Source organism: Nocardia paucivorans NBRC 100373 (assembly GCF_000308675.1).
GTDB lineage: Bacteria > Actinomycetota > Actinomycetes > Mycobacteriales > Mycobacteriaceae > Nocardia > Nocardia paucivorans.
Map to the genome: position 1 here is coordinate 89,613 of NZ_BAGE01000038.1, position 24,379 is coordinate 113,991.

A 24,379-nucleotide genomic window follows, 5' to 3' on the forward strand; every position below is an offset into this window, starting at 1 on the left:
GCGGTGTTCGTTGATGGATTGACGCGGAAGGTCGCGCAGCGACTGCGTACCTGCGCCGTCACGGCCGGTCGCGTACTCTACCGGGACATCACCGGGCCCGTGGGTGATGTGCGACGTATTGTCGAGAACTTCGTGACAATTGATGCCCGAGCCTCTCGCGTGCTACCCGAGATCGATCCGACCGCGCCGCGCTTCGTCGGGCGGAATGTGAGCAGGTCGGGCAAGGTTCGGATCCACGAGTTCACGCCGGATCGAATTCGCAGTGCCCCGATACTGGATTCGGACAAGAATGTCGTCGGCGTTCATTTTCCGTCGAAGCTACGTGACAACAAGGCGTCCTGGACCTTCACTTGTGAAGGACTCGAGAAAGTGAGCGCGGAGTACGGCAAGGTCTCGCGGGTGACCACATCATCGGCATGGAAAAAGCTGATGGAAAGAATATTTCCTATACCGGGCAGGCCGAGATGGATCATCGGTAAGGGGTGGCCGGCGCCGTGGCCGAACGAGAACCTGATATTCCCACGAGCACACGCCGGCCCCGATGGATACGACGTCCATATCAAGGTGAAGCTGGTGTGGAGATTGAGTAGGTGGGTGCGGGTAACGGTCGACGGAAAGACATACGGTCGGATTCTGGCGGCCAACGAACACTTCAATGCGGCCTACGACAATATCAAAAAGAAGAATTCCGGAAAGCCGGTGGTTGCCAATGTGGTCCAGCTGTCGTGCGCACCGGCCCGTGGCCCCGCCGCCCGGGAATCGTTCGAATCCTTGAACGCCGCCGGAACAGGGGCATTCGACGTATACGCCCCCAAGGGTACTCAGGTTCTCGGAAGCAGCGAGGTCGTGGGTTATCTGGTGAAACAAAACAGTGCCACGCTCGTGGACAACGGTCTCGTGGTACGGAGCGATATAGTGGGGACGCCGAAACCATGGGGAATATTCAAGACGTGACAACTCCGGACACGAGGCGGACACATGTGTTCGGCCACCACGATGAAGCGAACCATCCCACAATGGGAACGAGGGTGGTCGGAATATTACGGCTGGCCGGGTTTCAGCGTGATGAACAGCCCATGTGCCTCCGCGCACAGGCGGTCGCCGTCGTGCAGCGTCGCGCGCATGAAAACCTTGCGGCCCTCTCGGCGTTCGGCCCAGGCGCGTAGATCCAACTCGGTGTTCAGCGGTGTGATCGACCGGTAGTCCACGGTGAGCGACGCGGTGCGGGTGACCTCGTCGCAATATGCCGACGCAGCCACGCCCATCAGATCGTCGAAGCCGAGCGAGATGTTTCCACCGTGGACGGCGTCGTTCCCACCGAGATGGAAGGTGCGGTAGGTGATTCGCGCGTGCACCCCCTCCTTGTCGCGCCGGACGAGCCGATACGGCGGCAAGGTGATGAGTCCGCGGGCCGGCAGGTCGAAACGGGTCCAGCTGGGGGTCGACCATTCGTCGACAACCGCCGCCGCCAACCGGTCGTTCAGTTTCTCCAGAACTTCCACCGCCTCGAGCGCGAGCTCGTCGGACGGGGAAACCAACCGCGCCCGATCCATCAACGTGCGCACCTGTTCGATGAACGGACCGTAGTGCGGTCCGCCGCGCATGCCCTCGGCCTTGCGGGCGGCATCCATCAGCTCCGTCATCGGCCGAAACCCGCCTTCGTGATGTTCGGCGTTCGGGAGTGCGTCCCGGCCCTCGTGCTCGCTCATGAGAACACGTTATCGTTTTGTCCTCCCGAAGCCCATGACGGGTCCCGTGATGTCGAGCTCGTCCGCGGACCGCCGGTCAGTACCCGGTCCGGCCGTCGATACGTTCGCGCAGCAGGTCCGCGTGACCGGTATGGCGGGCATATTCATCGATCAAATGCAGATAGACCCGGCGCAGACTGAAGTCGATACCCGCAGGATGGCGGCAGATATGATCGAGGGGAAGCTCGGCCACAGCGGCATCGGCCAGTTCGATCTCGCGGTGGTAGATGGCGAAATCGGTGGCCGGATCGGCCTCGTCGATATCGGCGAAGTCACCATCCGGATTCTCGATCGAACAGTAGAGGTAATCGAGCTGCTCCCCGGCCGCGGTGATACGCAGCCAACCACGTTCGACCTCGGCCAGATGCCGAATCAACCCGTGCAGCGACAGAGTCGACGGCTCGACGCTGCGTCGTTTCAACTCCTCGGCTCTCAGGCCGACACATTTGGACAGCAGCGTGCGACGTTGTCGGTCCAGCATCGACTGCAGCATCGGACGCTCCGCGCCGGTGGGTATTGCCTCGATACGTTCGACTTCGGGGGCGATCCACATCACGACTCGACTGTAAGGCGCGGGGACGTTTCACTCGGCGCGGGTGAAACGGTCGGCGGCGGGACCGTGGACCAGCCCCGGCGATGGACGCCGTCCACACAGGACCATCAGCAGATGTTGGGCCCGGCCGGTCAGATCAGTACCCGTACCGAACGACCAGTCCAGATCATCGGCGCGCAATCGGATGCCGTCGAGGTCGACACCGAAATAGCGCACCTGTTTCGGGCCGCCGGCCGCCAGGATCATGCGCATCCACTCCAGCGGCACCACATGATCCAGGCCGAGAGCGATCGTGATGTCCAGACCGTGGATCACATCGTGGCTCAACGCGCCGACATATCCGCCCCCGGCGGCTTCCACGGATGGTGCACATTGTCGCGCAGCGAGGCCGGCAGCTCGGCATCGCTCAACCGGGCGGTATCGGCCTTGGCCCGACGATCGGACATCCGGTCGAAGCGCCCGCCCTGATCATGTCCAGCAGAAACTGCCCCGTCGACAGGCGGTACGGCATGGTCATATGCGCTACCACCTCGCGTACCCGCCGCCCGGCGCACAGGTTGGGCGCGGCCCATTGTGCCTCGTCCAGGTCGGTCAGCAGGTCCACCAGGTCTCGGCGTCGGCCCGCGATCGCCTCGCGTACGGCGTTTTCCGTCATCGGTCCTCCTCGGTTGTCTCGATCGCTGTCTCGTTCCGGAGACGGTGTTCGGTGGCCGTATTCATCGGTGAAGGCGGGTGATACGGTCCTGCCGACGGCCGCCCGCAATCCATGGGAGGATTCGGACGGCCGTACCCAACACCAACACCAGAGCACCACCGGTCGCCGGGAGGACGACGATGCCGACGACACAACTGACCCAACAGACCTTCGACAGGACCGTGTCCGCCGAGTACATCGTGTTGGTGATGGTCGGCGCGGCGTGGTGCGAGTGGACCAAACGATTCGCACCGATCTACGAGGCATCGTCGGAAGCCCATCGCGATATCGTGCACGCCGTCGTCGACGGCGATGCCGAGGTCGGGGTGCGGGCCACCTTCCGCATCGACAGCTATCCCTGGCTCCTGGGCTTCCGGGAAGGAATGCTGGTCTACTCCAAGTCCGGTTTCCTGCCCGCCGCCCATCTCGAAGAAGTCGTACAACAGATCCGCTGGATGGATATGGAGACCGTACATCGGGAACGTGGCCGTGCCGCCGTGTCGGAAGAGGCCCGCACCGCACCGTCCGTCCGGGCCGGTCTCGCTCCGGGGCCGGTGCGTTACGGGTGGCCGGGACTGGAGACGCCGTGACGGTCGAGGTGCTCGCCCATCCCGAACCGGGCGGGCCCTGGCGCGATGAAAAGCCGCATCGGGCCGTGCCCCCGGTATCCATGATCGAGCGGATGACCCTGATCCTGGACTCGTTCGATGCCGCGACCCCGGTCCTCACCCTGCACGGGATCGTCGAACGCACCGGGTTGCCCCGCTCGACGGTGCACCGCATCCTGGACCAGATGGTCCGCCTGCGCTGGCTGGCGCATGCGCCGGGCGGTTATCGGCTGGGCCTGCGCACTCTGGAGTTGGGCGGCCTGGCCGCCGGCCACAACGAACTGCGCGCCGTCATCGGGCCGCTGTTGCACGAACTGTGTTCTCACACCGAATCGGTGGGGCATCTCGGTGTCCTGGACGGTCGTGATGTGCTGTACCTGGACAAGGTGGGGTGCAGACGGAGCCCGGTTGTCCCGACCCGGCTCGGCGGCCGGATGCCCGCGCACAGCACCGCCCTGGGCAAGGCCCTGTTGGCTGCGCTGGACCCCGGCGTCGTGGAGAAGTCGCTGTACGAACGTCTTCCGCAGCTGACCCCGCGCACCATCGCCAACCGGGCCGACCTGCACCGTGAACTCGCGCGCATTCGGAAACGGCAGGGCGTGGCCGTGGACAACGAGGAATCGGTGAGCGGTATCCGTTGTGTGGCCGTGCCCATCCGGCGCCGCGGGGTCACCGTCGCGGCGGTGTCGCTGGCCACCCGGGTCACGGTCGATCGCGTGCCCACCGACACCGCTCGGCAGGCCCAATTGCTCATTCCGCTGGCGAACGAGGCCACTCGGCTGCTGAGCCGAGGGTGATCTCGGGGCGTGCCCGACCGGGCCGACGGTCCGAGGTCGGTACGAACGCAACCCCGATGCCGCCGAACACCCGGAGATCGATCGGAACCGGTCGGGTGTCCCGAGGTGGGTGGTGTCAGCGCTCGCCGGCCAGCTCTGCGGCGATCGCGCGTCCGGCGGCGCGGCCGGAGAAGATGCACCCGCCGAGGAAGGTGCCCTCCAGCGCGTTGTAGCCATGCACCCCGCCGCCGCCGAATCCGGCCACCTCACCGGCGGCGTACAACCCGGGCAGCGGGGTGCCGTCCGGGCGCATGACCTGTGAATTCAGATTGGTCTGCAGACCACCCAGGGTTTTGCGGGTGAGGATGTTCAACCGCACGGCGATGAGCGGTCCGGCGGCCGGGTCCAGGATCCGATGCGGTTTGGCGACCCGGGCGGCCCGGTCGCCGAAGAAGGCGCGGGCATTGTGGATCGCCATCACCTGGGCGTCCTTGGCGAATTTGTTGGTGATCTCGCGGTCGCGAGCAACGATCTGCCGTTCCATCTCGGCGTAGTCCAGCTTCGGACCGCGCGCGAGCTTGTTCATCCCCTCGACGAGCTCGGACAGGGTATCGGCGACCACGAAGTCGACGCCGTGTTTCTTGAACGCCTCCACCGGCCCCGGCGCGCCGTGGGTGAACCGGCTGCGCACCGTGGCCAGTCGATCCTTGGCGGTGATATCGGGATTCTGCTCCGAACCCGAGAGCGCGAATTCCTTCTCGATGATCGACTGGGTGAGTACGAACCACGAATAGTCGTACCCGGTCGACAGGATCGCCTTCATGGTCGCGTTGGTGTCGAAACCGGGAAAACACGGCGCGGGCATCCGCTTACCGTTCGCGTCGAACCACAGCGACGACGGGCCGGGGATGATCCGAATGGCGTGGTCGGGCCAGATCGGATCCCAGTTGTGGATGCCCTCGGTGTAATGCCACATCCGGTCGCGGTTCACGATCGCCCCGCCGGCGGACTCGCTGATACCGAGCATCCGGCCGTCCACATGCGCGGGGACCCCGGAAATGAGGGTTTTCGGGGCCGGTCCGAGGCGGTCGGTCGGCCAGTTCTGCCGAATGAGGTCGTGATTGTGACCGATCCCGCCGGAGGCCACGATCACCGCACGGGCGTGGAACTCGAAATCTCCCACCACCTCGCGGGAGGACGCCACCCCGCGGGCGAGGTTCGTCGGTTCCAGCGCGCTGCCCCGTACGCCGGTGACCGCTCCGTCGGTGACGATCAATTCGTCCACCCGATGCCGGAACGCGAACCGCACCAGCCCCTTCTTCTCGGCCGCCAATACCGGATTCAGGAAGATCTCGAGCACCCCGGGCCCGGTGCCCCAGGAGATGTGAAACCGTGGCACCGAATTACCGTGCCCGTCGGCCGATCCACCGCCGCGTTCGGCCCAGCCGACCAACGGGGTGACCCGCAGACCCAGTCCGTAGAGATAGTCGCGCTTCTCACCGGCCGCGAACCGGACGTATTCCTGCGCCCACCGACGTGCCCAGTAGTCCTCGTCCTCGCGGTCGAACCCGGCCGAACCCAGCCAATCCTGTAGCGCCAACTCGTAGGAGTCCTGGATACCGAGTCGCCGCTGCTCCGGGCTGTCCACGAAAAAGAGCCCGCCCAGCGACCAGAACGCCTGACCACCCAGGTTGTTCCGGTTCTCCTGATCCAGTACCAGCACCTTGTGCCCGGCCGCGGCCAGCTCGTAGGTGGCGACCAACCCGGCGAGTCCGGCGCCGACCACGATGACCGCGGCCTCGTCGGTGGGGAATGCGCCGGTATCGGTGGTGGGTTCGGACACGGTTCATCCTTCGTTCGCGGTGTTCTGGGCCGGGAATGTATCAGAACGCCGCGACCCGCAGCAGCGGTCGCGGCAATCGGGAACTTGCCGGGATATGGCTCCGGGATATGGCTGCCGGGGCCGTGGTGGACATCCGCTCGACCCGGCCGAGGCCATCCGGCGGTCTCAGGAGAGCCGCTGAGCGGGGAACTCGGCGGCCAGCGCATCGAAAACCGCACGATTCATGACGAACGCCCGCCGACCCTCGTCGAGGACGCGTCGACGTTCCAGCTCGTCGAGCGGAACCCGGTCGAGCAGGGCGCGATATTCCCGTTTGAACGCCGCCGGATTGCCCACGCCCTCGAAAACGTAGAACCGCACCCCGTCGCCACGATGCGGCAGACTCCACAGCTTCTCCGCGGTCCCACGGATGACCTGTCCGCCGGACAGGTCACCCATGTAGCGAGTGTAGTGATGGGCGAGGTAACCCGCAGGCCAGTTCCGGGCGCACTCGGCGATCCGCTCGGCGTAGGCGAGTGTGGCGGGCAGCGGATCCAGGTTGGCGCGCCAGTCCGGTCCGTCCAGATGGGCCAGATCCCGTTCCAGTTCCGCGGTCCGGACCAGTTCCGGCCGCATGAACGGGCCCGTTACCGGATGGTCGGCGAGTTCGTCCCAATACTGTTCGAGCGCGCGGTAGATGAACCAGAGCTGGCTCGTATAGCGCAGATAAGATTCCGGCCCCAGCTCTCCGCCGAGCATATCGGCGATGAATGTGGAGTTCTCCGCCGCTTCGTGCTCGCGGGCCGTGGCCTCTCGGATCATGGTGGAGAACGGCACCGGATCCGGGTGGCCGGTGGCGGGGCTCGAGGGGCGCGCGGTCTCCGTCATCGGGCGAAACCTTCCTGCGGTGTGGTGCGGGTGGTTTCGTTACCGAGACCACCCCGTCATCGCTTCGACGATACCGGCTCGTCATGGTGTCGGCGAAGGTTCGCCAACCGTCGGACCCACCTCATCTGGCCCGCACGCGCGGCGTCGCATCGGTGCGTCGACCGTGGGCGGTGGTGCGCGGATGGGCCGGGATGGGGCCCGTTGTCGGAGAGCGTCGGTACATCGGTGGATGCGCCGCGACGCGCGGCGGCGCCGGAGCGTCCGGGGCGGCCGGTGGGCGCGCCGGCGCAGTGGTCGACCGACGCTTGCGTAGAACCACCCGGGCCGGGAGCAGTCGGCGATGAACCACCGGTCGCCGCAGGGACCCGAATCGGCGCAGGCTCGGTGGGCGGCTGACCGTGCGGTCGAACCATTCGCCCAGGGTCACCCCGGCCGCCAGGGCGCAACCGATACCGACCGCCGCCAGGAGCTGATCGGCGCCGAGCGCCAGCTGGTCGTTGAGCAGGCCGTACAGGCCCCGGTACACACTCAGACCCGGCAGCAACGGCGTGATGCCGGCCACCGCGACCACCAGGGGCGGGGTGAGAGCGCGCCGCGCCATCAGACCACCACCCAGACCGATGACGGTCGCGGCGACACCGGCGGCGAACACCGGCCCGAACCCGGCCGAGCCGACCAGCAGGTAACAGCTGGTGCCCGCCGCGCCGCTGACCGCCGCCGCGGCCAACGCGCGACGTTCGGCGTAGCAGGCCAGCGCGAAGGCCGTCGCGGCCACCGCACCGGCGGCGACCTGCACCGGCAACGAGGTGATGACCTGTCCCGGGCGTAGGTCCAGCGCCGGGACGGTGGCGCCGAGCGTATCGCCCACCCGCAGCGCCACGGCGATACCGGCGATGATGCCGCCGGTCATCATGAGCAGTTCGAACATGCGGGCCGTGGCGGTGATCGGCGCACCGGTTATCGCGTCCTGTACCGAACCGACCAGGCTCAGCCCACTGAGCAGCACGGTGATCCCGGCGGCGATGATGAGCGTGGGGTTCACTTCCATGTGCAGCGGTCCCGCGAGGGTGGCCAGGACGATCGCCGGGGTGGCGGCAATGGCGCCGCCGACCAGGTGTTGGAAGAAGAACGGAAGTCCGCGGCGATTGAGCACCCGATTGGTGCGGTCGATGACAGCGGTGGTGAAGAAGCTGAGCGCCCCGACGACCAGACCACCGCCGAGCAGTACCGCGATCGCCGCGGCCATCGCCGACCAGCCGAGGGTCGCGACCCATCGGCTGTACGGGTGCGAGGCGGAGGTGATCTCGTCCAGGGCCGCCCGTGCCTCGTGCGGTGGTACGACCTGGTTACGGATTCGGCGGGTCAGCCGGTCGACGGCGGCGAGTCGGGTGAAGTCCAGCGACCGGTACTGCACGATCCGCATGGAGCTGGCGGGCGGCAGGTTGGGGCCGCGGTGCACGTAGATACGGATCGCGTTGTAGGTGACGTCGACATCACAGCGGGACAGGCCGTAGGTGGCGGCGATGAACCGCACGGTGGTGGAAGTGTCGGTGACGGCCGAACCGGAGGCCAACACCACCTCGCCCATCCGTACCGCCAGGTCGAGTACTTCGGCGACCGCGGCGTCGTCGGCGAGGTCGATCGGCTGCAGCGGAGCCGGTGCGGCGACGATGGTATCGGCCGTCGCCTGCCGGTCGGCGACCAGCTTTCCTACGGCCTGGGATACCGCGGCCAAACGCAACGGCAGCGGTCGACGAGGCCCGTGGGCGGGCGAGTCGTCGGCCTGGGTTTCGGTGTTCACCCCTTCCGGGAGTACGCATGCAGCCACAGCCGCCGAAGGTAGTCATTGGATGGTGGTGAGTACCAGGTGAAAACCCCTCTCTTTTTTGTGATCTCACTCACTATCAGGTTTGAACTTCGGTCTCGGTGATAATGGGGCGCGCTCGTATCGACAGATCAGATAGTCGTATTCGAACGGTCACCATCGGGTACCCATCTCCGCTCCCCGGTTCGGCCCACCGTGCCCCGGTATCGCGCCGTGGCTGTATCGCTGGTCTCACCTCGGTCTGTCGACGAACCGGGGGCGTTTCCGCCGGTTAAGGTCGATGTCATGGAAACCGGCACCACAGCGACGGCGGAGCGGTTGCGCGAGGCATTGGACGGCCCTTGGGTCGAGGTCCGCGAGCAGGCCAGGATTCATCTGGCCGACGAACGGTTCGCGGGAGACCCGAGCCTCGATCTTCGGGCCGCGCGGGCCCGGGTCCTGGAGCAGATGCGCGCGCTGGCCGAACTGGGATACGCGGAAAAGGGTTTCCGCAAGGAACACGGTGGCGCCGGTGATCCCGGCGCGGCGGTGGTTGCCCTGGAGATGGTCGCGTATGCCGATCTGTCGCTGTGGGTGAAGTCGGGCGTGCAGTGGGGGCTGTTCGGCGGCGCGGTGGAGAACCTCGGCACCGAACGGCATCGGCACTACATCGAACGGTTGATCTCCCTGGATCTGCTCGGCTGTTTCGCCATGACCGAATCCGGGCACGGTAGCGATGTCGCCGAACTGGAGACCACCGCCACCTACGATCCGGCCACCCAGGAATTCGTGGTGCACACTCCCACGCCGTCGGCCCGAAAGGACTACATCGGCGGCGCCGCCGAACATGCCCGGATGGCGGCGGTATTCGCCCAACTGCATACCCCCTCCGGTAACCAGGGTGTGCACTGCCTGCTGGTGCCGATCCGGGACGAGGCCGGTAACGACCTGCCCGGCGTCACCACCTCGGACTGCGGCCTCAAGGGCGGTCTGCCCGGCGTCGACAACGGTCGTATCGTCTTCGATCATGTGCGGGTGCCGCGCGAGAACCTGCTCAACCGCTATGCCGATGTCGCGCCCGACGGCACTTACACCTCCGAGATCGAAAACCCCAGCCGTCGGTTCTTCACCACCTTGGGCACGCTGGTGCGCGGTCGGATCAGTGTGGGTGGGGCCGCGGCGGCGGGGGCCCGGGTGGCCTTGAGCATCGCCCTGCGCTACGCGTTGAAGCGTCGCCAGTTCGCCGATCCGGACGACGGGAGCGAAACCCTGTTGCTGGACTACCGGATGCACCAGCGCCGGCTGTTACCGCTGCTGGCCCATTCGTACGCGCTGGCGTTCGCCCAGAACGACCTGGTGCGCCGCATGGACCTCATCCAGACCGGCCAGGACCACGAACCCGGTGCGCAACGGGCCCTGGAGAAAAGGGCCGCGGGCTTCAAGGTGGCGCAGACCCGGCACGCCACCCGCACCATCCAGGAATGCCGTGAGGCCTGCGGCGGTGCCGGATACCTCACCGAGAACCGGCTGGTCACCCTCAAGGCCGATACCGATGTCTTCACCACCTTCGAGGGCGACAATGTCGTCCTGACCCAGTTGGTCGCCAAGGAGCTGCTCACCGCCTACGCCGACGAGGTCCGCGATCTGGATGCATTGGGCTGGGTGCGGTTCGCCGCCACCATGGCCGGGGATGTGGTGCGCAAGACCTCCGGCGTGCGTCAGCTCATCCAGACCCTGCGCGACCGCGGCGGCGACGTCGTGGAGGACGGCGACCTGTCCCGGCGCGCGGTGCAACTGCAGTTGTTCGCCGATCGGGAGGACTATCTGCTCCGCACCGCCGCGCACCGGTTGCGTGCCCGAGCGGAGGAGACCGGTCCGTTCGAGGCGTTCAACAACGCTCAGGACCACATCCTCGCCGCCGGTGCCGCCCATATCGACCGTTTGGTGTTGGAGGCGTTCATCGAGGGGATCAACGGCATCGAGGATCCCGAGGCCCGAGAACTCGCCGAACGTGTCTGCGATCTCCACGTGTATTCGCTGCTGGAGGAGAACTCGGCCTGGTTCATCATGCATCGGTTCATGACGGTGGAGCGGGCCAAGGCCGTGCGCCGGGGAGTGAACGAACTCGTCGACCGGTTGCGTCCGGACGCGCTCACCCTGGTCGAGGGGCTGGGCGTGCCGGAGAGCATGTTGCGCGCGGCAATGCTCGACGACGCGAGCGTCCACCAACGCGGGTAGGCCGAGCCGGCCCGCGGGTCAGGCGAGTGGGGCGCGGCGCGCATACGCCCACCCCACCGTCGTGGCGGCCCAATGGAACAGAGCGGACAAGGCGACCGCCGCCCCCGCGCCACCGAGGATATCGGTGGGGTGGTGGTAGTCGAGGGCGATCATTCCGATTCCCCCGACGAGCAGAGCGCATACGGTGAGTGAGACCAATACGATCCGGGCCCGCAGCGACTCGATCAGCAGCACGAATATGGTGGCGACCGAGATCAGGTGCACGGTGTGGCCGCTCGGATAGGCGAGATAGTCGTGCAGCGGCCTGCTCCACACCGGTTTCAGCACCCAGGCGTTCACCGCAACCGCGACCTGCGGCGCCAGCATCATCACCGCCGTCTCCCACCAGCGCCGCTGCCAGGCGAACCAGGCCGCTCCCGCGCACAGCAGCGCCAGTACCACCCAGGTATTGGTGGGCAGGGCGAACACCTCGGCCAACCATGGGTGCGGATCCAGCGCGGTGTCCACGGGTTCGCTCATCGCCTCGTCGAAGGGGGTCGCCGCGCCGTCGGGCGGCAGGGTTCGGGCCACCCCCACGGTCACCGCAGCGCCCGCCGCGACCGTACCGAGGTGCCGGCGAGCGCGAAGCGGTCCGAACCCGGTGGCCGGTTCGGCGCGCAGTCCGCTACCGGGGTCCGTGCCCGATCCGGCCGAACAGCACGATCCCGGGTCGGTTGTCACCGGACCGACGATAGTCGTAACGCGGGTACAACGGCCGGCCCCGATTCCGGGGTCCCGTGACCGCATCGCGGACAGGGCGCGATCAGCCCGGTCCGTAGGTGAGGAAAGCGCTGATCACGAACCAGATCAGCCAGGCCGCGGCGACGAACATGCCGATGGCCAGGGTGGTCCGCATGAAGGCGCGTCCGAGGTCCACATCGCCGTATTCCCGGGGGTAGAGCCGCCACGGGCTGTACCAGGGCGAGCGCAGCGCCGCCAAACCCGTCGCGTCCTCCTGGGCGGCGCGCGCCATTTCCTCGGCATACTGCTCGGCCGCGGCCTGTGCCGGTCCGCCGTGCCACAGCGTGACATCGATCGGGCCGAGGAAGCCCTCGTCGAGCAGGTCCTGCGGTGGCGGTAGATAGGCCAGGATTCCGAGACCGCGGAACGCGACCGCCACATCGTTGGCGGTCCAACGGTGTGATTCCTTGCGGGCCATCACTTCGAAGGAGTGCCGCAGTCGCTCGGAGTCGTCTCCGGCGATCACATCGAAACTGGGATCGTGCCACCGCTGTTCGATCTGCAGGTGGGAACCGTATGGCGGCACGATCAGCATTACGCCGTGCACCGCGCGCTGCCCGAGTCCTCGGTCGGCCAGCCAGCTCTGCAGGGCGAAGGTGTGGTCGCGGGACCGGTCCAGGGGGGTGCGGCCCTCGGGGTCTTCCAGGGAAAGCGGCTGTCCGGACAGCTGCCATGGCCCGTTCAACGGGATCTGCAGGGTCCCACCGTGTTGGGATGGCAGGGTGACCACCTCGATCACCACGCAGCCGGTGGGGGTCCAGACCACGGCGTCGAGCCGGTGTTGCACCTCGTTGTGGACGAAACCACAGTTGACCGCCGCGACACCGTACGGTGCCCCCAGGTTCTGCAGACTCTGCAGCAGCTCGACCACCACGCGTTCCGCATCGCTGCCTGTGCTGTTGCGCACCTGTACGAGCATCCGGCGACCCGCCCTTCCCGTCGACACCCGGCACGGTCAGGATACGGGCCGGCGGTGCCGACCCGGATCTCGGCGTGACACAACGGTTTCCCGCCGTTCGGGTGTGTGCTGACCGATGGCTGCGCCGATGTGCGGCGCTCTTGTCGAAACTACCCGTCGCCGAGCTCGGCCGGAAGTTTTCCGGCCCGCACCGCGGCGAGGAGTTCGGCGTGATCGGCCTCGGCGCGGTCGGCGTAGCGCACCGCGAACGCGGCGATCGCCTCGTCGAAGCGGTCGTCGTCACCGAGATAGCCGTGGATCACCCGCGGGTCGAGGGACCGGGAGTGAGCGCGCGCCAGCAGGGCCCCGGCCAGCCGGCCGTAGTCGTCCAGGGCGTGGGGTTTCAGCTCCTGCGGGGCGATACCGCCCTTGAGATTGCGGAACTGACGCACGATGAACGGCAGTTCCCTTGTGCTGCCGTCGCTTTCGGGAACCGACATGGTCGTCCAGCCCAGCAGGATATCGGTCTCGGACTGCACCAATCGGGCGCCTTCCACGATTCGCCGACCTTCGTGTTCGGCGGGGGAGAGACCGAGTACGGGTGCCAGCGCGGGGGAGGTGGCCTGTTTGAGCTGGAGTACCAGGACCTCCTCGCCATTGCCGTGTAACAGGGCGACATAGCTGTGCAGGCCGACGCTGCCGGTGCCGACGACGCGGAAGGTGATATCGGAAACGGCGAAGCGGCCCAACAGTCCGCGCCGGGATTCCCGCAGCGTATCGGCATAGCGTTCCAGGGCGTCGACGGCCGCCTCGGCGACCTCCTCGTCGACCCGGGTGAGGACCGGCGGATCACTGATGAACCGGCGCCGGCTGATTCCGGTTTCGTGGTCGTCGAGGTGTTCGGTCCATTTCGTCGCGACCTTGGCACTGGTGTTCTTCCGCGCCTTCTTGGCGGCCTTGCGGAAGTTGTTCAGGAGATCATCGGCCTCGACCGCCTCGATGATCGATTCGTCCGGTAGTGCGGTCCACGAGCGCAGGAACGGCCACTCGGCGAGTTCGGCGATTGTGCGCCGGTAGGAGCGGGCTGCGTCGCGGGCGGCGGTGCGACAGTCGTCGGCCTCGGCCTCGCCTTCCCGGCCCGCCAGGACCAGACTCGCCGCCAGTCGCTCGAGGTCCCATTCCCACGGCCCCGGCACGGTTTCGTCGAAATCATTGATATCCATGACGATCTCACCACGCGAGGTGCCGTAGAGACCGAAATTGGCCGCATGGGCATCACCACACAGCTGCGCCGTGAGTCCCGTGTCCGGGCTGTTCGCGAGGTCGATGCCCATCAGCCCCGCCGTGCCGCGGTAGAAGGTGAACGGTGAGGTGATCATCCGCCCGATCCGCAACGGAATCAGATGCGGTAGTCGCCCCGAATTGGTGGCCGTCACGTACTCGACCACCCCGGGTCGTCCTGCGGCGCCCACCGGTCGATCCCGTGCCGTGAGCGGCACCCGATCGCGCAGTGCTCGTCCCCGCGCGAGTGCCTCTTCGGCGGAAGTGTATGAGCGCAACCGGATTCGACTGTTCGACACCTTCGGTACCGTAGCGACCTCCGGTACCACGGCGGCCAACGGTCCGCCGCTCCCTCGTGCTCCCGACGTGGTATCCGCACCGGGAGCGTGAGCGGGGCTCAGTGCGAGTCGACCGGGGTGATCGGCAGCCGCAGTGCGCCCGGGGCCGCCGCCGGTACCACCGGGTTCACCGGAGCCACCGGTCGAATGCGTCGATACGGGGCGCCGAGCTCCGGGCGGGGGTCCGGTTCGCCCTTGTTCGGCCAGAACGCCATCGCCCGTTCCGCCTGGGCGGTGATGGTCAGCGAGGGATTCACCCCGAGGTTGGCGGTGACGGCCGAACCATCGGCGATATGCAGTCCCGGATGACCGTAGACCCGCTGATAGGGATCGATGACACCCGTTTCCGGACTGTCACCGATCACGCAACCGCCGATGTAGTGGGCGGTCGCCGGGATATTGAACACGTCCGTGTACAGACCGAGGGTGTCGCCGTCGACCTTTTCCGCGAACCGGCGGGTCACATCGTGGGCCAGCGGAATCCAGGTGGGGTTCGGTTCGCCTGTGCCCTGTCGGGTCTTCAACCGGCCGCGTCGCAGGAACGAGGTGAGCGAATTGTCCAGCGATTGCATCACCAACAGGATCACCGCTCGTTCCGAGGCGTGTCGGGCGTTGAGACTGCGCAGGAACACCAACGGATGCAGCAGGATCGCCAGCAGGAAGCGCAGGAAGCGGAACGGCCCGCCGTCGATCATGGGGGCCGACAGCGGAAACAGTGCGTTCTGCCCCTTGCCGTAATGACACACCTCGATGTGGGTGTCCTTCTCCGGGTGGATGGAGGAGGTGATCGCGATTCCCTCCGCGAAATCACGGCGGTTACGGCTCGCCGCGACGAGGATTGCCTCGGAGTTGCTGCGGGTGAGTTCCCCGAGACGCGGGGAGATGTGGGGCAACGTCTTGCTGTTGCGCATCCTGTGCAACAGTTTCTGAGTGCCCAGCGCCGCCCCGGCGAACACCACTTGTTCGGCGGTGAAGGTGCGTCGCTGTCGGCGCACCCAGCGGTCCGGGCGTCGGGTATCGATGGCGTAGCCGCCGTCCGGGAGTGGTCGCACGGCCGTCGCCTCGGTGAGCGGATGCACCGTGGCCCCGGCCTGTTCGGCCAGGTACAGATAGTTCGTGGTGGTGGTGTTCTTGGCGCGGTGTGGGCAGCCGGTGAGGCAGCGCGCGCAGTGGATACACCCGCGCCGGCGCGGACCGACACCGCCGAAGTAGGGGTCGTCGACCTCGGTGCCCGGTTCGTCCTCGTTGAAGAAAACACCGACCTCGGTCGGGTGGAAGGTGTCCCCGACGTCGAGGTCCTCGGCGACCTCGCGGATCACGGAGTCGGCGGGGGTCAGCCGCGGATTCGTCGCCACGCCCAACATTCGCTGGGCCTGGTCGTAGTAGGGCGCCAGCTCGTCCCGCCAATCGGTGATGTGGGCCCACTGACGGTCGGTGTAGAAGCCCGGCAGCGGCTCGTAGAGGGTGTTGCCGTAGATGAGTGAACCGCCGCCCACCCCGGCCCCGGAGAAGACCGCGCAGGTGCCGAGCACACTGACCCGTTGGGGGCCGATCAGACCGAGGCGAGGGGCCCAGATGGATTTGCGCAGATTCCAATTGCTGCGCGGCAGGTCTTCGGCTTCCCAACGTCGGCCCGCCTCGAGGACCCCGACCCGGTATCCCTTCTCGGTCAGTCGCAGTGCGCTGACGCTGCCGCCGAAACCGGAGCCGATCACTACTACGTCGTAGTCGAATGCGGACATGAAGTTCCTCTCACCTTCCGGATAGGTGAGATGATTTCACATTCATTCTTTCATCCGGTTCGTGGTGGGTAGGAACACATCCGAGGTCCCGTCGTGCGAGACGAATCGGGGGTGAAGAGGGGGTGGGCCGGCGGCGCCTCGGCGGGGTGGGGTATGCACGGCGTGTGACGAGCGAATCGGGAGCCGGCGATTCCGGCGCCGCGGCATCCGAGAATTCCGGCGGATCCGTCGAACGGATCCTGTCCGACCGGCTGCTGACCGTGCCGAACGTGCTGAGCGTGCTGCGACTGGTCGGTGTGCCGGTGTTCCTGTGGCTGCTTCTGGTGGAACACGCCGACGGATGGGCGCTCATCCTGCTGGTCCTGAGCGGGGCCACCGACTTCCTGGACGGCAAACTCGCCCGACTGCTGGACCAGTCCTCCCGACTGGGGGCCCTGCTGGATCCGTTCGTCGACCGGCTGTATCTGGTGACGACCCTGGCCGCCTTCGTGGTGCGCGGACTGATCCCGTGGTGGGCGGCCGCCCTGCTGATCGGCCGGGACGCGGTGCTCGCCCTGACCCTGTCGGTCTACCGGCGCCGCGACCTGGATCCGCCCGAGGTGATCTATCTGGGCAAGGCCGCCACCTTCGCGCTCATGTCGGCACTTCCCTGGCTACTGGCCGGGCAGATGGATTGGGTGGGCGCCGGATTCGGTCGGGCGTTCGGTGGTGCGCTGCTGATCTGGGGCACCGCGGTGTACGTATGGACCGGTCTGCTCTACACCGGCAAGGCCGTCGCGGTGGCCCGGGCGATACCGCCGGCGCCACGCCGGACCGCTGATCGCGGATCGACATAGCAGACCGCGAAAAAGGCCGCCTCGCCGGGCGTCGAAGCGGACGGGTGACGGAGGCTCGCATAGAGTTGCGGTCATCGTGCACGACGAAAGGACACCACGTGACCCAGATCCCGCAGGATTTGAGCTACACCGAGGAACACGAGTGGGTGCTCCGGACCGATCCGACCAACGTACGGGTCGGTATCACCGACTACGCCCAGTCGCAGCTCGGTGATGTCGTGTTCGTGCAGTTGCCGGAAATCGGTCTCCGGGTCACCGCGGGAGACAGCATCGCCGAAGTCGAATCGACCAAGAGCGTTTCCGACATCTACGCTCCCGTGAGCGGGGAAGTCGTTGCGGTGAACGAGGATTTGGACAGCACCGCGGAGCTGCTGAACAGCGACCCCTACGGCGAGGGGTGGTTGTTCGAGCTCATGGCCGGCGACGCAGCGGCACTGGATGCGGAACTCGATGGACTACTGGATGCCGCAGGTTATCAAGGAGTTATCGGGGACTGATCCCGCCTTCGAAGTTCTCCCTGCACGGGTGCGCCCCGGCAGGGTACGGTCAATGCCAACGACAGTGCCGCGCGGATTTCGCAAGACCGCGACGCGAGTCGCGATGCGGTACCTGCCCGCATGGTTATCAGGTTCGAGGAGGAGAGAAACGGTGAGCGAGAACAAAGACCCGGGATACGGGGAGACCGCGGCCGAGACGACGTCGGTCTTCCGCGCGGATTTCCTGAACGAGGTCGAGGCGTCGCGCTCCGGAGAGCCGGCCGGCGAACAGCCGGTGCAGGGTGTCGAGGGCCTCCCGGTCGGGGCGGCGCTGTTGGTCGTCAAGCGCGGCCCGAATGCGGGTTCACGGTTCCTGCTGGATCAGCCGACCACGTCGGCGGGCCGGCATCCCGACAGCGATATCTTCCTCGACGATGTCACCGTCAGCCGCCGCCACGCCGAGTTCCGACAGGACGAGAATTCCTTCCAGGTGGTCGACGTGGGCAGCCTCAACGGCACCTACGTCAACCGGGAGCCGGTGGATTCCTCGGAGCTGCAGAACGGCGACGAGGTACAGATCGGAAAGTTCCGGCTGGTCTTCCTGACCGGCCCGCGGGCGCAGACCAGCGACTCCGCGGCCGGCGCGGGAAGCCTGTGAGAGGAAGTTCCGGGACGGTGCGCCGATAAATAACCGGCATCGGCGCGGGCACATGAAAGACTGGATGTCATGACGGGCGCGGCACAGTGGGCGCACGGGGGTATGTCGATCGGCTCCGTGCTCGACCTGCTGCGCCCGGACTTCCCGGATATCACCATCTCCAAGATCCGATTCCTGGAATCGGAGGGCCTGATCCACCCGGAACGGACCCCGTCCGGGTACCGCCGGTTCTCGGTGGCCGACTACGAACGTCTGCGCTTCATCCTCACCGCCCAGCGCGACCAGTACCTGCCGCTGAAGGTGATCAAGGAGCAGTTGGAGGCGATCGATAGCGGTGCGGCGACGCTCGGTGTGCGGGAGGCCCGTGCCCGAGCACATACCGCTCGCTTCCAGGCCGGGCCGGCGGCGGGGGACGACGGCCGGTCGGGCCGATCTCGGATGCCACGCCTGTTGGGTGTGGTGGACGGGGAGACATCCCCGGATGAGCTCCACTTCGATCGCGAGGTCCGCCTCACTCGGGCCGATCTGCTCGAGCGGGCGGATGTCGACGACAATTTCCTCACCGAACTGATCCGCGCCAACCTCATCACCCCGGGGCCGGGCGGATTCTTCGATACCGACGATGTGACCTTGGCCGCAACGGCGCGCGCGCTGTCCGAGTTCGGCCTGGAAGCGCGGCACCTGCGCGCGTTCAAACTGGCCGCCGACCGAGAGGCTTCCTTGATCGCGCAGATCGCGGCTCCCATTGCCAAGAGCCGTAACGCCGGCGCGCAGGCGCGTGCGGAAGAAACGGTGCGCGAGCTGGCGGGGTTGTCACTGACCTTGCATGCCGCCCTGGTGCGGGCGTCGGTGCGCGATTCCCTCGGTGGCTGAGTCGGCCGAGGGAACCGGCACCTCGGTGTTTCTCGGGGGGCGAAGCAATCGCGGCGAGACCGGGAATTCGCCTAGACTCGTGGTACGGCGAGCTCGGTAGGGTGAGAACGAGCGGCCGCGATTATGGGAGGCAGTGCGATGAGCGAAATGCGCGTGATCGGCATCCGTGTCGAACAGCCACAAAACCAGCCCGTACTGCTGCTCCGGGAGGTGAGCGGAGAACGTTATCTGCCGATCTGGATCGGGCAGGCCGAGGCCACCGCCATCGTGTTGGAGCAGGAGGGGGTCACCCCGATCCGACCGCTCACCCACGATCTGATCAAAATCCTGATCGCCGACCTCGGGCATACGCTCAAAGAGGTGCGCATCGTGGATTTGCAGGAGGGCACGTTCTACGCCGACCTGGTATTCGAGAACGATCTGCGGATCTCGGCCCGGCCGTCCGACTCGGTGGCGATCGCCTTGCGGGTCGGTTGTCCGATATACGCCGAGGAGCCGGTGCTCGAGGAGGCCGGTCTGGTCATGCCGGACGAGCGCGAGGACGAGGTGGAGAAGTTCAAGGAGTTCCTCGAGTCGGTATCGCCGGACGATTTCAAGGCGACCGACAGCTGAACAGTCCCGGAATAATCTCTGGATCTGAACTAGAGGTTGAGACTATTACCGCGCGTCGCGTTTGGTACGGCGATCGACTCCCGAGAGAATGAACAGGAGTAGCCTCGATAGTTGGCGCTGGGCCGGTATCGAAGAGCCAAGTATCGGCGGAGCAAGGGAGTGGTCAGTGGCAGAGAACATGCAGAATGTGTGGTCGGATGACATTCCGGCCGAACGCTACGAGATCCAGCCAGGCCTGTTCCCCGACGATTCCGTCCCCGACGACCTGGTCGGATACCGGGTGCCAACCGCTTGTCAGGTCGCCGGGATCACCTATCGACAACTCGATTATTGGGCCCGCACCGGACTCGTCGTACCGTCCATTCGCAGCGCGACCGGGTCGGGCAGCCAGCGGCTGTATTCCTTCAAGGACATACTGGTCCTGAAAATCGTGAAGCGATTGCTCGACGCCGGAATCTCCCTGCAGAACATCCGTATCGCCGTCGACCATCTGCGCAGCCGCGGTGTCCAGGATTTGGCCGGTATCACCCTGTTCTCCGACGGCACCTCCGTCTACGAATGCACCTCCCCCGAGGAGGTGGTCGATTTACTGCAGGGCGGGCAGGGTGTTTTCGGAATCGCCGTCAGTGGGGCGATGCGGGAACTCACCGGCGCCATCGCGGCTTTTCCCGCCGAACGCGCCACCGAAATCGACGATCGGCCCGAGGATGAGCTGTCCTATCGCCGGCGAGCGCGCATGAACCGCAAAACCGGATAGCAACCACCCGGTGATCACACCGACCGAAGTGGCGCGCCCCACACGAGTCGCAGGTTCGTCGGCCCTCCGCGCCGTCCTAGACTGATACCGCGTCGTATCCGTGCGGGAGAGTTCCGGGTCATCCAGGCTCGGACGCCGAAGGAGCAACACCTCCCCGTCAATCTCTCAGGCACCAAGGACCGTGCGGTATCCGACGTCTCTGGAAAGCGGTGGCCTCGAGCCGCCCGCCCATGGGGAAAGGGACCTGTCGCCGTGGTCGGGCCCCGAATCTCTCAGGCGCCACGACAGAGGGGGAGGGCCGGATACCGCCGAGACCCATCGGCCCGCCCACCCTGGAGTGAGATCGTGACCCGAACCTTTGCCGACCGCCATATCGGACCGGATGACCACGAGCTGTCCCGAATGCTCGAGACCATCGGGGTCGGATCCCCGGAGGAACTGGCGGCGGCCGCATTGCCGACGGGTATCCGGGACGATGCGATCTCCGCACTACCACTCGCCGTGAGCGAACACGAGGTATTGGCGGAACTGGCCGAACTCGCCGCCGCCAATACCGTGACCACCTCCATGATCGGGTTGGGCTACTACGACACCCTCACCCCGCCGGTGCTGGTGCGGAATCTGCTGGAGAACCCCGCCTGGTACACCGCCTACACCCCGTATCAGCCGGAGATCAGCCAGGGCCGGCTGGAGGCGCTGCTCAATTTCCAGACCATGATCACCGATCTCACCGGTATGGACGTGGCGAACGCGTCCATGTTGGACGAGGCGACCGCCGCCGCAGAGGCCATGACGCTGTTGCGGCGGGTCAACCGCAAGGGCGCGGCGCGGTTGGTGATCGATGGCGACCTGTTCCCCCAGACCCGCACCGTATTGCACACCCGGGCCGAGCCGTTGGGGATCGAGATCGTCGAGGCGGACCTCGCCTCGGGGCAGTTGCCCGACGGGGAGTTCTTCGGGGTGATCGTGCAGGTACCGGGGGCGTCCGGTCGGGTGGTGGACTGGGCGCCGCTCATCGCCGCCGCACACGACCGCGGCGCACTGGTGGCGGTCGGGGCGGACCTGTTGGCGCTGACCCTCATCACCCCGCCGGGCGAGCAGGGCGCCGACGTCTGCTTCGGAACCACCCAACGATTCGGGGTGCCCATGGGCTTCGGCGGCCCTCACGCCGGATATCTGTCGGTGCGCAGCGCCCACGCCCGCCAGTTACCGGGCCGCCTGGTCGGCGTCTCCAAAGACGCCGACGGCACCCCCGCCTACCGGTTGGCCCTACAGACCCGAGAACAGCACATCCGGCGAGAGAAGGCCACCTCGAACATCTGCACCGCCCAGGTGCTGCTCGCCATTGTGGCCGCCATGTACGCCTGCTACCACGGCGCCGACGGCCTGCGATCGATCGCGCGTCGGGTGCACGGCCACGCCGAACGGATCGCAGCGGCCCTCGGCACGGCCCTGGTCCACGACACCTACTTCGACACCGTCACCGCCCGCGTTCCCGGACAGGCCGAGGAGGTGGTCGCCAAGGCCGCCGCACGTGGTATCACCCTGCGCGTGGTGGACGCCGACCATGTCGCGGTGGCCTGCGACGAGGCCACCACCGACGCCCATATCGCCGCCGTGCTGGATGCGTTCGGGGTCGCGCCCGCCGAACCGGTCCGCGCCGATATCGAGAACCGCACCTCCGAATTCCTCACTCATCCGGCGTTCACCCGCTACCGCACCGAAACCGCCATGCTGCGCTACCTGCGAGAACTGTCCGACAAGGACATCGCCCTGGACCGCAGTATGATCCCGCTCGGCTCCTGCACCATGAAACTCAACGCCACCGCGGAGATGGAGCCGATCACCTGGCCGGGCTTCACTCGACTGCACCCGTACGCGCCGGTCGAGAACGCGCCCGGTCTGCTGCGGATCATCGCCGATCTGGAGACCTGGCTGGCCGATATCACCGGTTACGACTCGGTGAGTCTGCAACCGAACGCGGGTAGCCAGGGCGAATACGCGGGTCTGCTGGCGATCCGCCGCTATCACCTGGACCGAGGTGATGCCCACCGCGACACCTGTCTGATTCCGTCCAGCGCACACGGCACCAACGCCGCGTCCGCGGCCATGGCCGGTCTGCGGGTGGAAGTGGTGAGATGCCGTCCGAACGGCGATGTGGACCTCGACGATCTGCGCGCCAAAATCGCCGACCATGCCGAACGGCTGGCCTGCATCATGATCACCTATCCGTCCACCCACGGGGTGTACGAGCACGAGATCGCCGAGCTGTGCGCACTGGTGCACGATGCCGGCGGACAGGTGTACGTCGACGGCGCCAACCTCAACGCCCTGGTCGGCCTGGCCCGACCCGGCCGGTTCGGCGGCGATGTGAGCCATCTGAACCTGCACAAGACGTTCTGCATCCCGCACGGTGGTGGCGGACCGGGAGTCGGTCCGGTGGCGGTGCGCGCGCATCTGGCGCGGTATCTGCCCGGCGACCCGTTGGAAACCGATTCGCACGCCGTGTCGGCGGCCCGGTACGGGTCGGCGTCGATCCTGCCCATCACCTGGGCGTATATCCGAATGATGGGTGCGGATGGTCTGCGTCGGGCCACCCTCACGGCCATCGCCTCGGCCAACTACCTGGCGCGCCGCCTGAACGAGTACTACCCGGTGCTCTATACCGGCGAGAACGGCATGGTCGCGCACGAGTGCATCCTGGATCTGCGCGGAATCACCAAGGAAACCGGTGTCACCGTCGACGATATTGCCAAACGCCTGGCCGACTACGGTTTCCACGCGCCCACCATGAGCTTTCCGGTCGCCGGAACCCTCATGGTGGAACCCACCGAGAGCGAGAACCTGGCCGAACTGGACGAATTCGTCGAGGCCATGATCGCCATCAGACGGGAGATCGATCAGGTCGGCGCCGGGGTGTGGCCGGTCGAGGACAATCCGCTGCGCGGGGCCCCACACACCGCGGCCTGTCTGGTGGGGGAGTGGGATCATCCGTACAGCCGGGAGGTCGCCGTCTATCCGCGTGGTATCGCGCACACCCGGGCCAAGGTGTGGCCCGCGGTCCGGCGCATCGATGGCGCTTTCGGCGACCGCAATCTGGTCTGCACCTGCCCGCCCCTGGACGCCTACACCGACTGAGCGGTTATCCGACGGAACTCGGTCGGAAGCGCTGCCCTCGATCGGTGCGGTGAGATATCGAGTAGGGAAAGCGTCGGCGATCGACGTGGTGATTCCTACTTCATTCGATAATTTATTCGGTATGGGTGAGCCCGAGTACGGTATCGGGGAAGGCCCGGCCACAAGGGTCAGCTTGTCGCTGCCCGAAGGCACGGCCGAGGCCGTTCGCCGGCGGGCGGGGAAACGCGAGTTCTCCTCGTTCGTGGCCTCGGCTGTCGAACGCGAGTTACGTGGACTGCTGCTCGACGAGTATCTGGCCGATTACGAGCGCCGCAACGGTCCTGTACCCGCCGGTGAGCGACAGCGGGCCCGGGAAATCTTCGATACCGTCCTCGGCGAGACGGGGCAATGGCCCACGGCAGGCTGAACCCCCACACCCCTCGTCGCTCATCTCCACCCCACCACGGCACGCTGGTACTCGACTGCGAGGGATTGTCCCGGCTCGTCGACGACTGCCCCCGCACCGTCGCGCTGGTCGCGGAAGCGCGCGCATGCGGAATGGAGATGGTGATCAGCGCGCTGACCATAATCGAAGCAACACATCGGAAAACGGATCGGGCACGCCTGTCCTGGTTGCTCTCCGCGATTCGCATCGAGCCCATCGACGAATCGACCGCGAAAGCCGCGTCGGCTCTGCTGCGAGCAGCGGGGTTGCACGGTCACAGGTACGTCATCGATTCCGTTGTTGCGGAGATGGCTCTGAGACAGCCTCCGCCGGTCGTCATGCTCACCGGCGATCCCGAGGACATGGGTGCGTTGTGTGGGCTCGAGGTTCGAGTTGTGTCTCTTTGAGAGCGCAGCTCTCCATGGGATGGGTTGC

At 66.6% G+C, this 24,379-nt stretch carries 24 protein-coding genes and 1 riboswitch; of the genes, 13 read left to right on the plus strand and 11 right to left on the minus strand.

Annotated elements, in window-relative coordinates:
* Nucleotides 1–3: 3 nt before the first annotated feature.
* Complete coding sequence (locus ON32_RS09745) at nt 4–954, plus strand: hypothetical protein (RefSeq protein ID WP_040790506.1); 951 nt, start codon at nt 4–6, stop codon at nt 952–954.
* Nucleotides 955–1,040: 86 nt separating this feature from the next.
* On the opposite strand, the gene ON32_RS09750 is transcribed toward ON32_RS09745, so the two are convergent.
* The 4 genes from ON32_RS09750 to ON32_RS30675 all read right to left on the minus strand — a co-directional run bounded on the left by ON32_RS09750 (nt 1,041) and on the right by ON32_RS30675 (nt 2,956).
* Entirely contained in the window at nt 1,041–1,709 is a 669-nt protein-coding gene (locus tag ON32_RS09750; RefSeq protein ID WP_040790507.1) for a PaaI family thioesterase, read from the minus strand.
* Between the two features lie 76 nt (nt 1,710–1,785).
* Nucleotides 1,786–2,301, minus strand: a complete 516-nt coding sequence (locus tag ON32_RS09755; RefSeq protein WP_245550937.1) for a DinB family protein — start codon at nt 2,299–2,301, stop codon at nt 1,786–1,788.
* A gap of 30 nt (nt 2,302–2,331) precedes the next feature.
* Nucleotides 2,332–2,661 (minus strand): maleylpyruvate isomerase mycothiol-dependent enzyme family protein, encoded by a 330-nt coding sequence (locus tag ON32_RS30670; RefSeq protein WP_306307651.1) that lies wholly within the window; start codon nt 2,659–2,661, stop codon nt 2,332–2,334.
* A gap of 46 nt (nt 2,662–2,707) precedes the next feature.
* Nucleotides 2,708–2,956, minus strand: coding sequence for a maleylpyruvate isomerase N-terminal domain-containing protein (locus ON32_RS30675; RefSeq protein WP_306307652.1), 249 nt, complete (start codon nt 2,954–2,956; stop codon nt 2,708–2,710).
* Nucleotides 2,957–3,135: 179 nt separating this feature from the next.
* Between ON32_RS30675 and ON32_RS09765 the strand changes: the two genes are divergently transcribed.
* Nucleotides 3,136–3,585 (plus strand): thioredoxin family protein, encoded by a 450-nt coding sequence (locus ON32_RS09765; RefSeq protein WP_040790509.1) that lies wholly within the window; start codon nt 3,136–3,138, stop codon nt 3,583–3,585.
* Nucleotides 3,582–4,400, plus strand: a complete 819-nt coding sequence (locus tag ON32_RS09770; protein WP_040790510.1) for an IclR family transcriptional regulator — start codon at nt 3,582–3,584, stop codon at nt 4,398–4,400. The genes ON32_RS09765 and ON32_RS09770 overlap by 4 nt, the downstream gene beginning before the upstream one ends.
* A gap of 115 nt (nt 4,401–4,515) precedes the next feature.
* Here ON32_RS09770 and ON32_RS09775 read toward each other — a convergent pair whose 3' ends face one another.
* The 3 genes from ON32_RS09775 to ON32_RS09785 all read right to left on the minus strand — a co-directional run bounded on the left by ON32_RS09775 (nt 4,516) and on the right by ON32_RS09785 (nt 8,824).
* Nucleotides 4,516–6,222, minus strand: a complete 1,707-nt coding sequence (locus ON32_RS09775) for an FAD-binding dehydrogenase (RefSeq protein ID WP_085995151.1) — start codon at nt 6,220–6,222, stop codon at nt 4,516–4,518.
* A gap of 165 nt (nt 6,223–6,387) precedes the next feature.
* The gene (locus tag ON32_RS09780) at nt 6,388–7,089 is read right to left on the minus strand and encodes a biliverdin-producing heme oxygenase (protein ID WP_040790511.1); all 702 of its coding nucleotides are present in this window, start codon (nt 7,087–7,089) and stop codon (nt 6,388–6,390) included.
* A gap of 121 nt (nt 7,090–7,210) precedes the next feature.
* On the minus strand, nt 7,211–8,824 hold the full coding sequence (locus ON32_RS09785) for a threonine/serine exporter family protein (protein ID WP_085995156.1): 1,614 nt from the start codon (nt 8,822–8,824) through the stop codon (nt 7,211–7,213).
* Nucleotides 8,825–9,199: 375 nt separating this feature from the next.
* On the opposite strand from ON32_RS09785, the gene ON32_RS09790 reads away from it, so the two are divergent.
* Entirely contained in the window at nt 9,200–11,131 is a 1,932-nt protein-coding gene (locus tag ON32_RS09790) for an acyl-CoA dehydrogenase family protein (RefSeq protein WP_040790512.1), read from the plus strand.
* Nucleotides 11,132–11,149: 18 nt separating this feature from the next.
* Here ON32_RS09790 and ON32_RS09795 read toward each other — a convergent pair whose 3' ends face one another.
* The 4 genes from ON32_RS09795 to ON32_RS09810 form a co-directional block, all read right to left on the minus strand.
* Complete coding sequence (locus ON32_RS09795) at nt 11,150–11,851, minus strand: phosphatase PAP2 family protein (RefSeq protein ID WP_245550921.1); 702 nt, start codon at nt 11,849–11,851, stop codon at nt 11,150–11,152.
* An 82-nt stretch (nt 11,852–11,933) separates the two neighbouring features.
* Nucleotides 11,934–12,818, minus strand: coding sequence for a nuclease-related domain-containing protein (locus ON32_RS09800; protein WP_245550922.1), 885 nt, complete (start codon nt 12,816–12,818; stop codon nt 11,934–11,936).
* Between the two features lie 161 nt (nt 12,819–12,979).
* Nucleotides 12,980–14,389: a DUF2252 domain-containing protein gene (locus ON32_RS09805; protein WP_040790644.1), complete on the minus strand. Its 1,410-nt coding sequence runs from the start codon at nt 14,387–14,389 to the stop codon at nt 12,980–12,982.
* Between the two features lie 98 nt (nt 14,390–14,487).
* On the minus strand, nt 14,488–16,170 hold the full coding sequence (locus ON32_RS09810) for a GMC oxidoreductase (protein WP_040790514.1): 1,683 nt from the start codon (nt 16,168–16,170) through the stop codon (nt 14,488–14,490).
* A gap of 236 nt (nt 16,171–16,406) precedes the next feature.
* On the opposite strand from ON32_RS09810, the gene ON32_RS09815 reads away from it, so the two are divergent.
* The 9 genes from ON32_RS09815 (at nt 16,407) to ON32_RS09855 (ending at nt 24,351) form a co-directional block, all read left to right on the plus strand.
* Nucleotides 16,407–17,006: a CDP-alcohol phosphatidyltransferase family protein gene (locus ON32_RS09815; RefSeq protein ID WP_040790645.1), complete on the plus strand. Its 600-nt coding sequence runs from the start codon at nt 16,407–16,409 to the stop codon at nt 17,004–17,006.
* 98 nt (nt 17,007–17,104) lie between these two features.
* The gene (gcvH, locus tag ON32_RS09820) at nt 17,105–17,503 is read left to right on the plus strand and encodes a glycine cleavage system protein GcvH (RefSeq protein WP_040790515.1); all 399 of its coding nucleotides are present in this window, start codon (nt 17,105–17,107) and stop codon (nt 17,501–17,503) included.
* A 151-nt stretch (nt 17,504–17,654) separates the two neighbouring features.
* Entirely contained in the window at nt 17,655–18,140 is a 486-nt protein-coding gene (odhI, locus tag ON32_RS09825; RefSeq protein WP_040790516.1) for an oxoglutarate dehydrogenase inhibitor Odhl, read from the plus strand.
* Nucleotides 18,141–18,209: 69 nt separating this feature from the next.
* Complete coding sequence (ftsR, locus tag ON32_RS09830) at nt 18,210–19,013, plus strand: transcriptional regulator FtsR (RefSeq protein ID WP_040790517.1); 804 nt, start codon at nt 18,210–18,212, stop codon at nt 19,011–19,013.
* Nucleotides 19,014–19,151: 138 nt separating this feature from the next.
* Nucleotides 19,152–19,625, plus strand: coding sequence for a bifunctional nuclease family protein (locus ON32_RS09835; protein WP_040790518.1), 474 nt, complete (start codon nt 19,152–19,154; stop codon nt 19,623–19,625).
* A gap of 178 nt (nt 19,626–19,803) precedes the next feature.
* Entirely contained in the window at nt 19,804–20,382 is a 579-nt protein-coding gene (locus ON32_RS09840; protein ID WP_051133094.1) for a MerR family transcriptional regulator, read from the plus strand.
* A 93-nt stretch (nt 20,383–20,475) separates the two neighbouring features.
* Nucleotides 20,476–20,574, plus strand: a riboswitch (glycine riboswitch).
* A gap of 153 nt (nt 20,575–20,727) precedes the next feature.
* Entirely contained in the window at nt 20,728–23,520 is a 2,793-nt protein-coding gene (gene gcvP / locus ON32_RS09845; protein WP_040790520.1) for an aminomethyl-transferring glycine dehydrogenase, read from the plus strand.
* Nucleotides 23,521–23,641: 121 nt separating this feature from the next.
* A complete protein-coding gene (locus ON32_RS09850; RefSeq protein WP_040790521.1) occupies nt 23,642–23,926 on the plus strand; it encodes a hypothetical protein in 285 nt (94 codons plus the stop codon).
* On the plus strand, nt 23,908–24,351 hold the full coding sequence (locus ON32_RS09855) for a PIN domain-containing protein (RefSeq protein WP_051133067.1): 444 nt from the start codon (nt 23,908–23,910) through the stop codon (nt 24,349–24,351). The genes ON32_RS09850 and ON32_RS09855 overlap by 19 nt, the downstream gene beginning before the upstream one ends.
* Nucleotides 24,352–24,379: the final 28 nt, after the last annotated feature.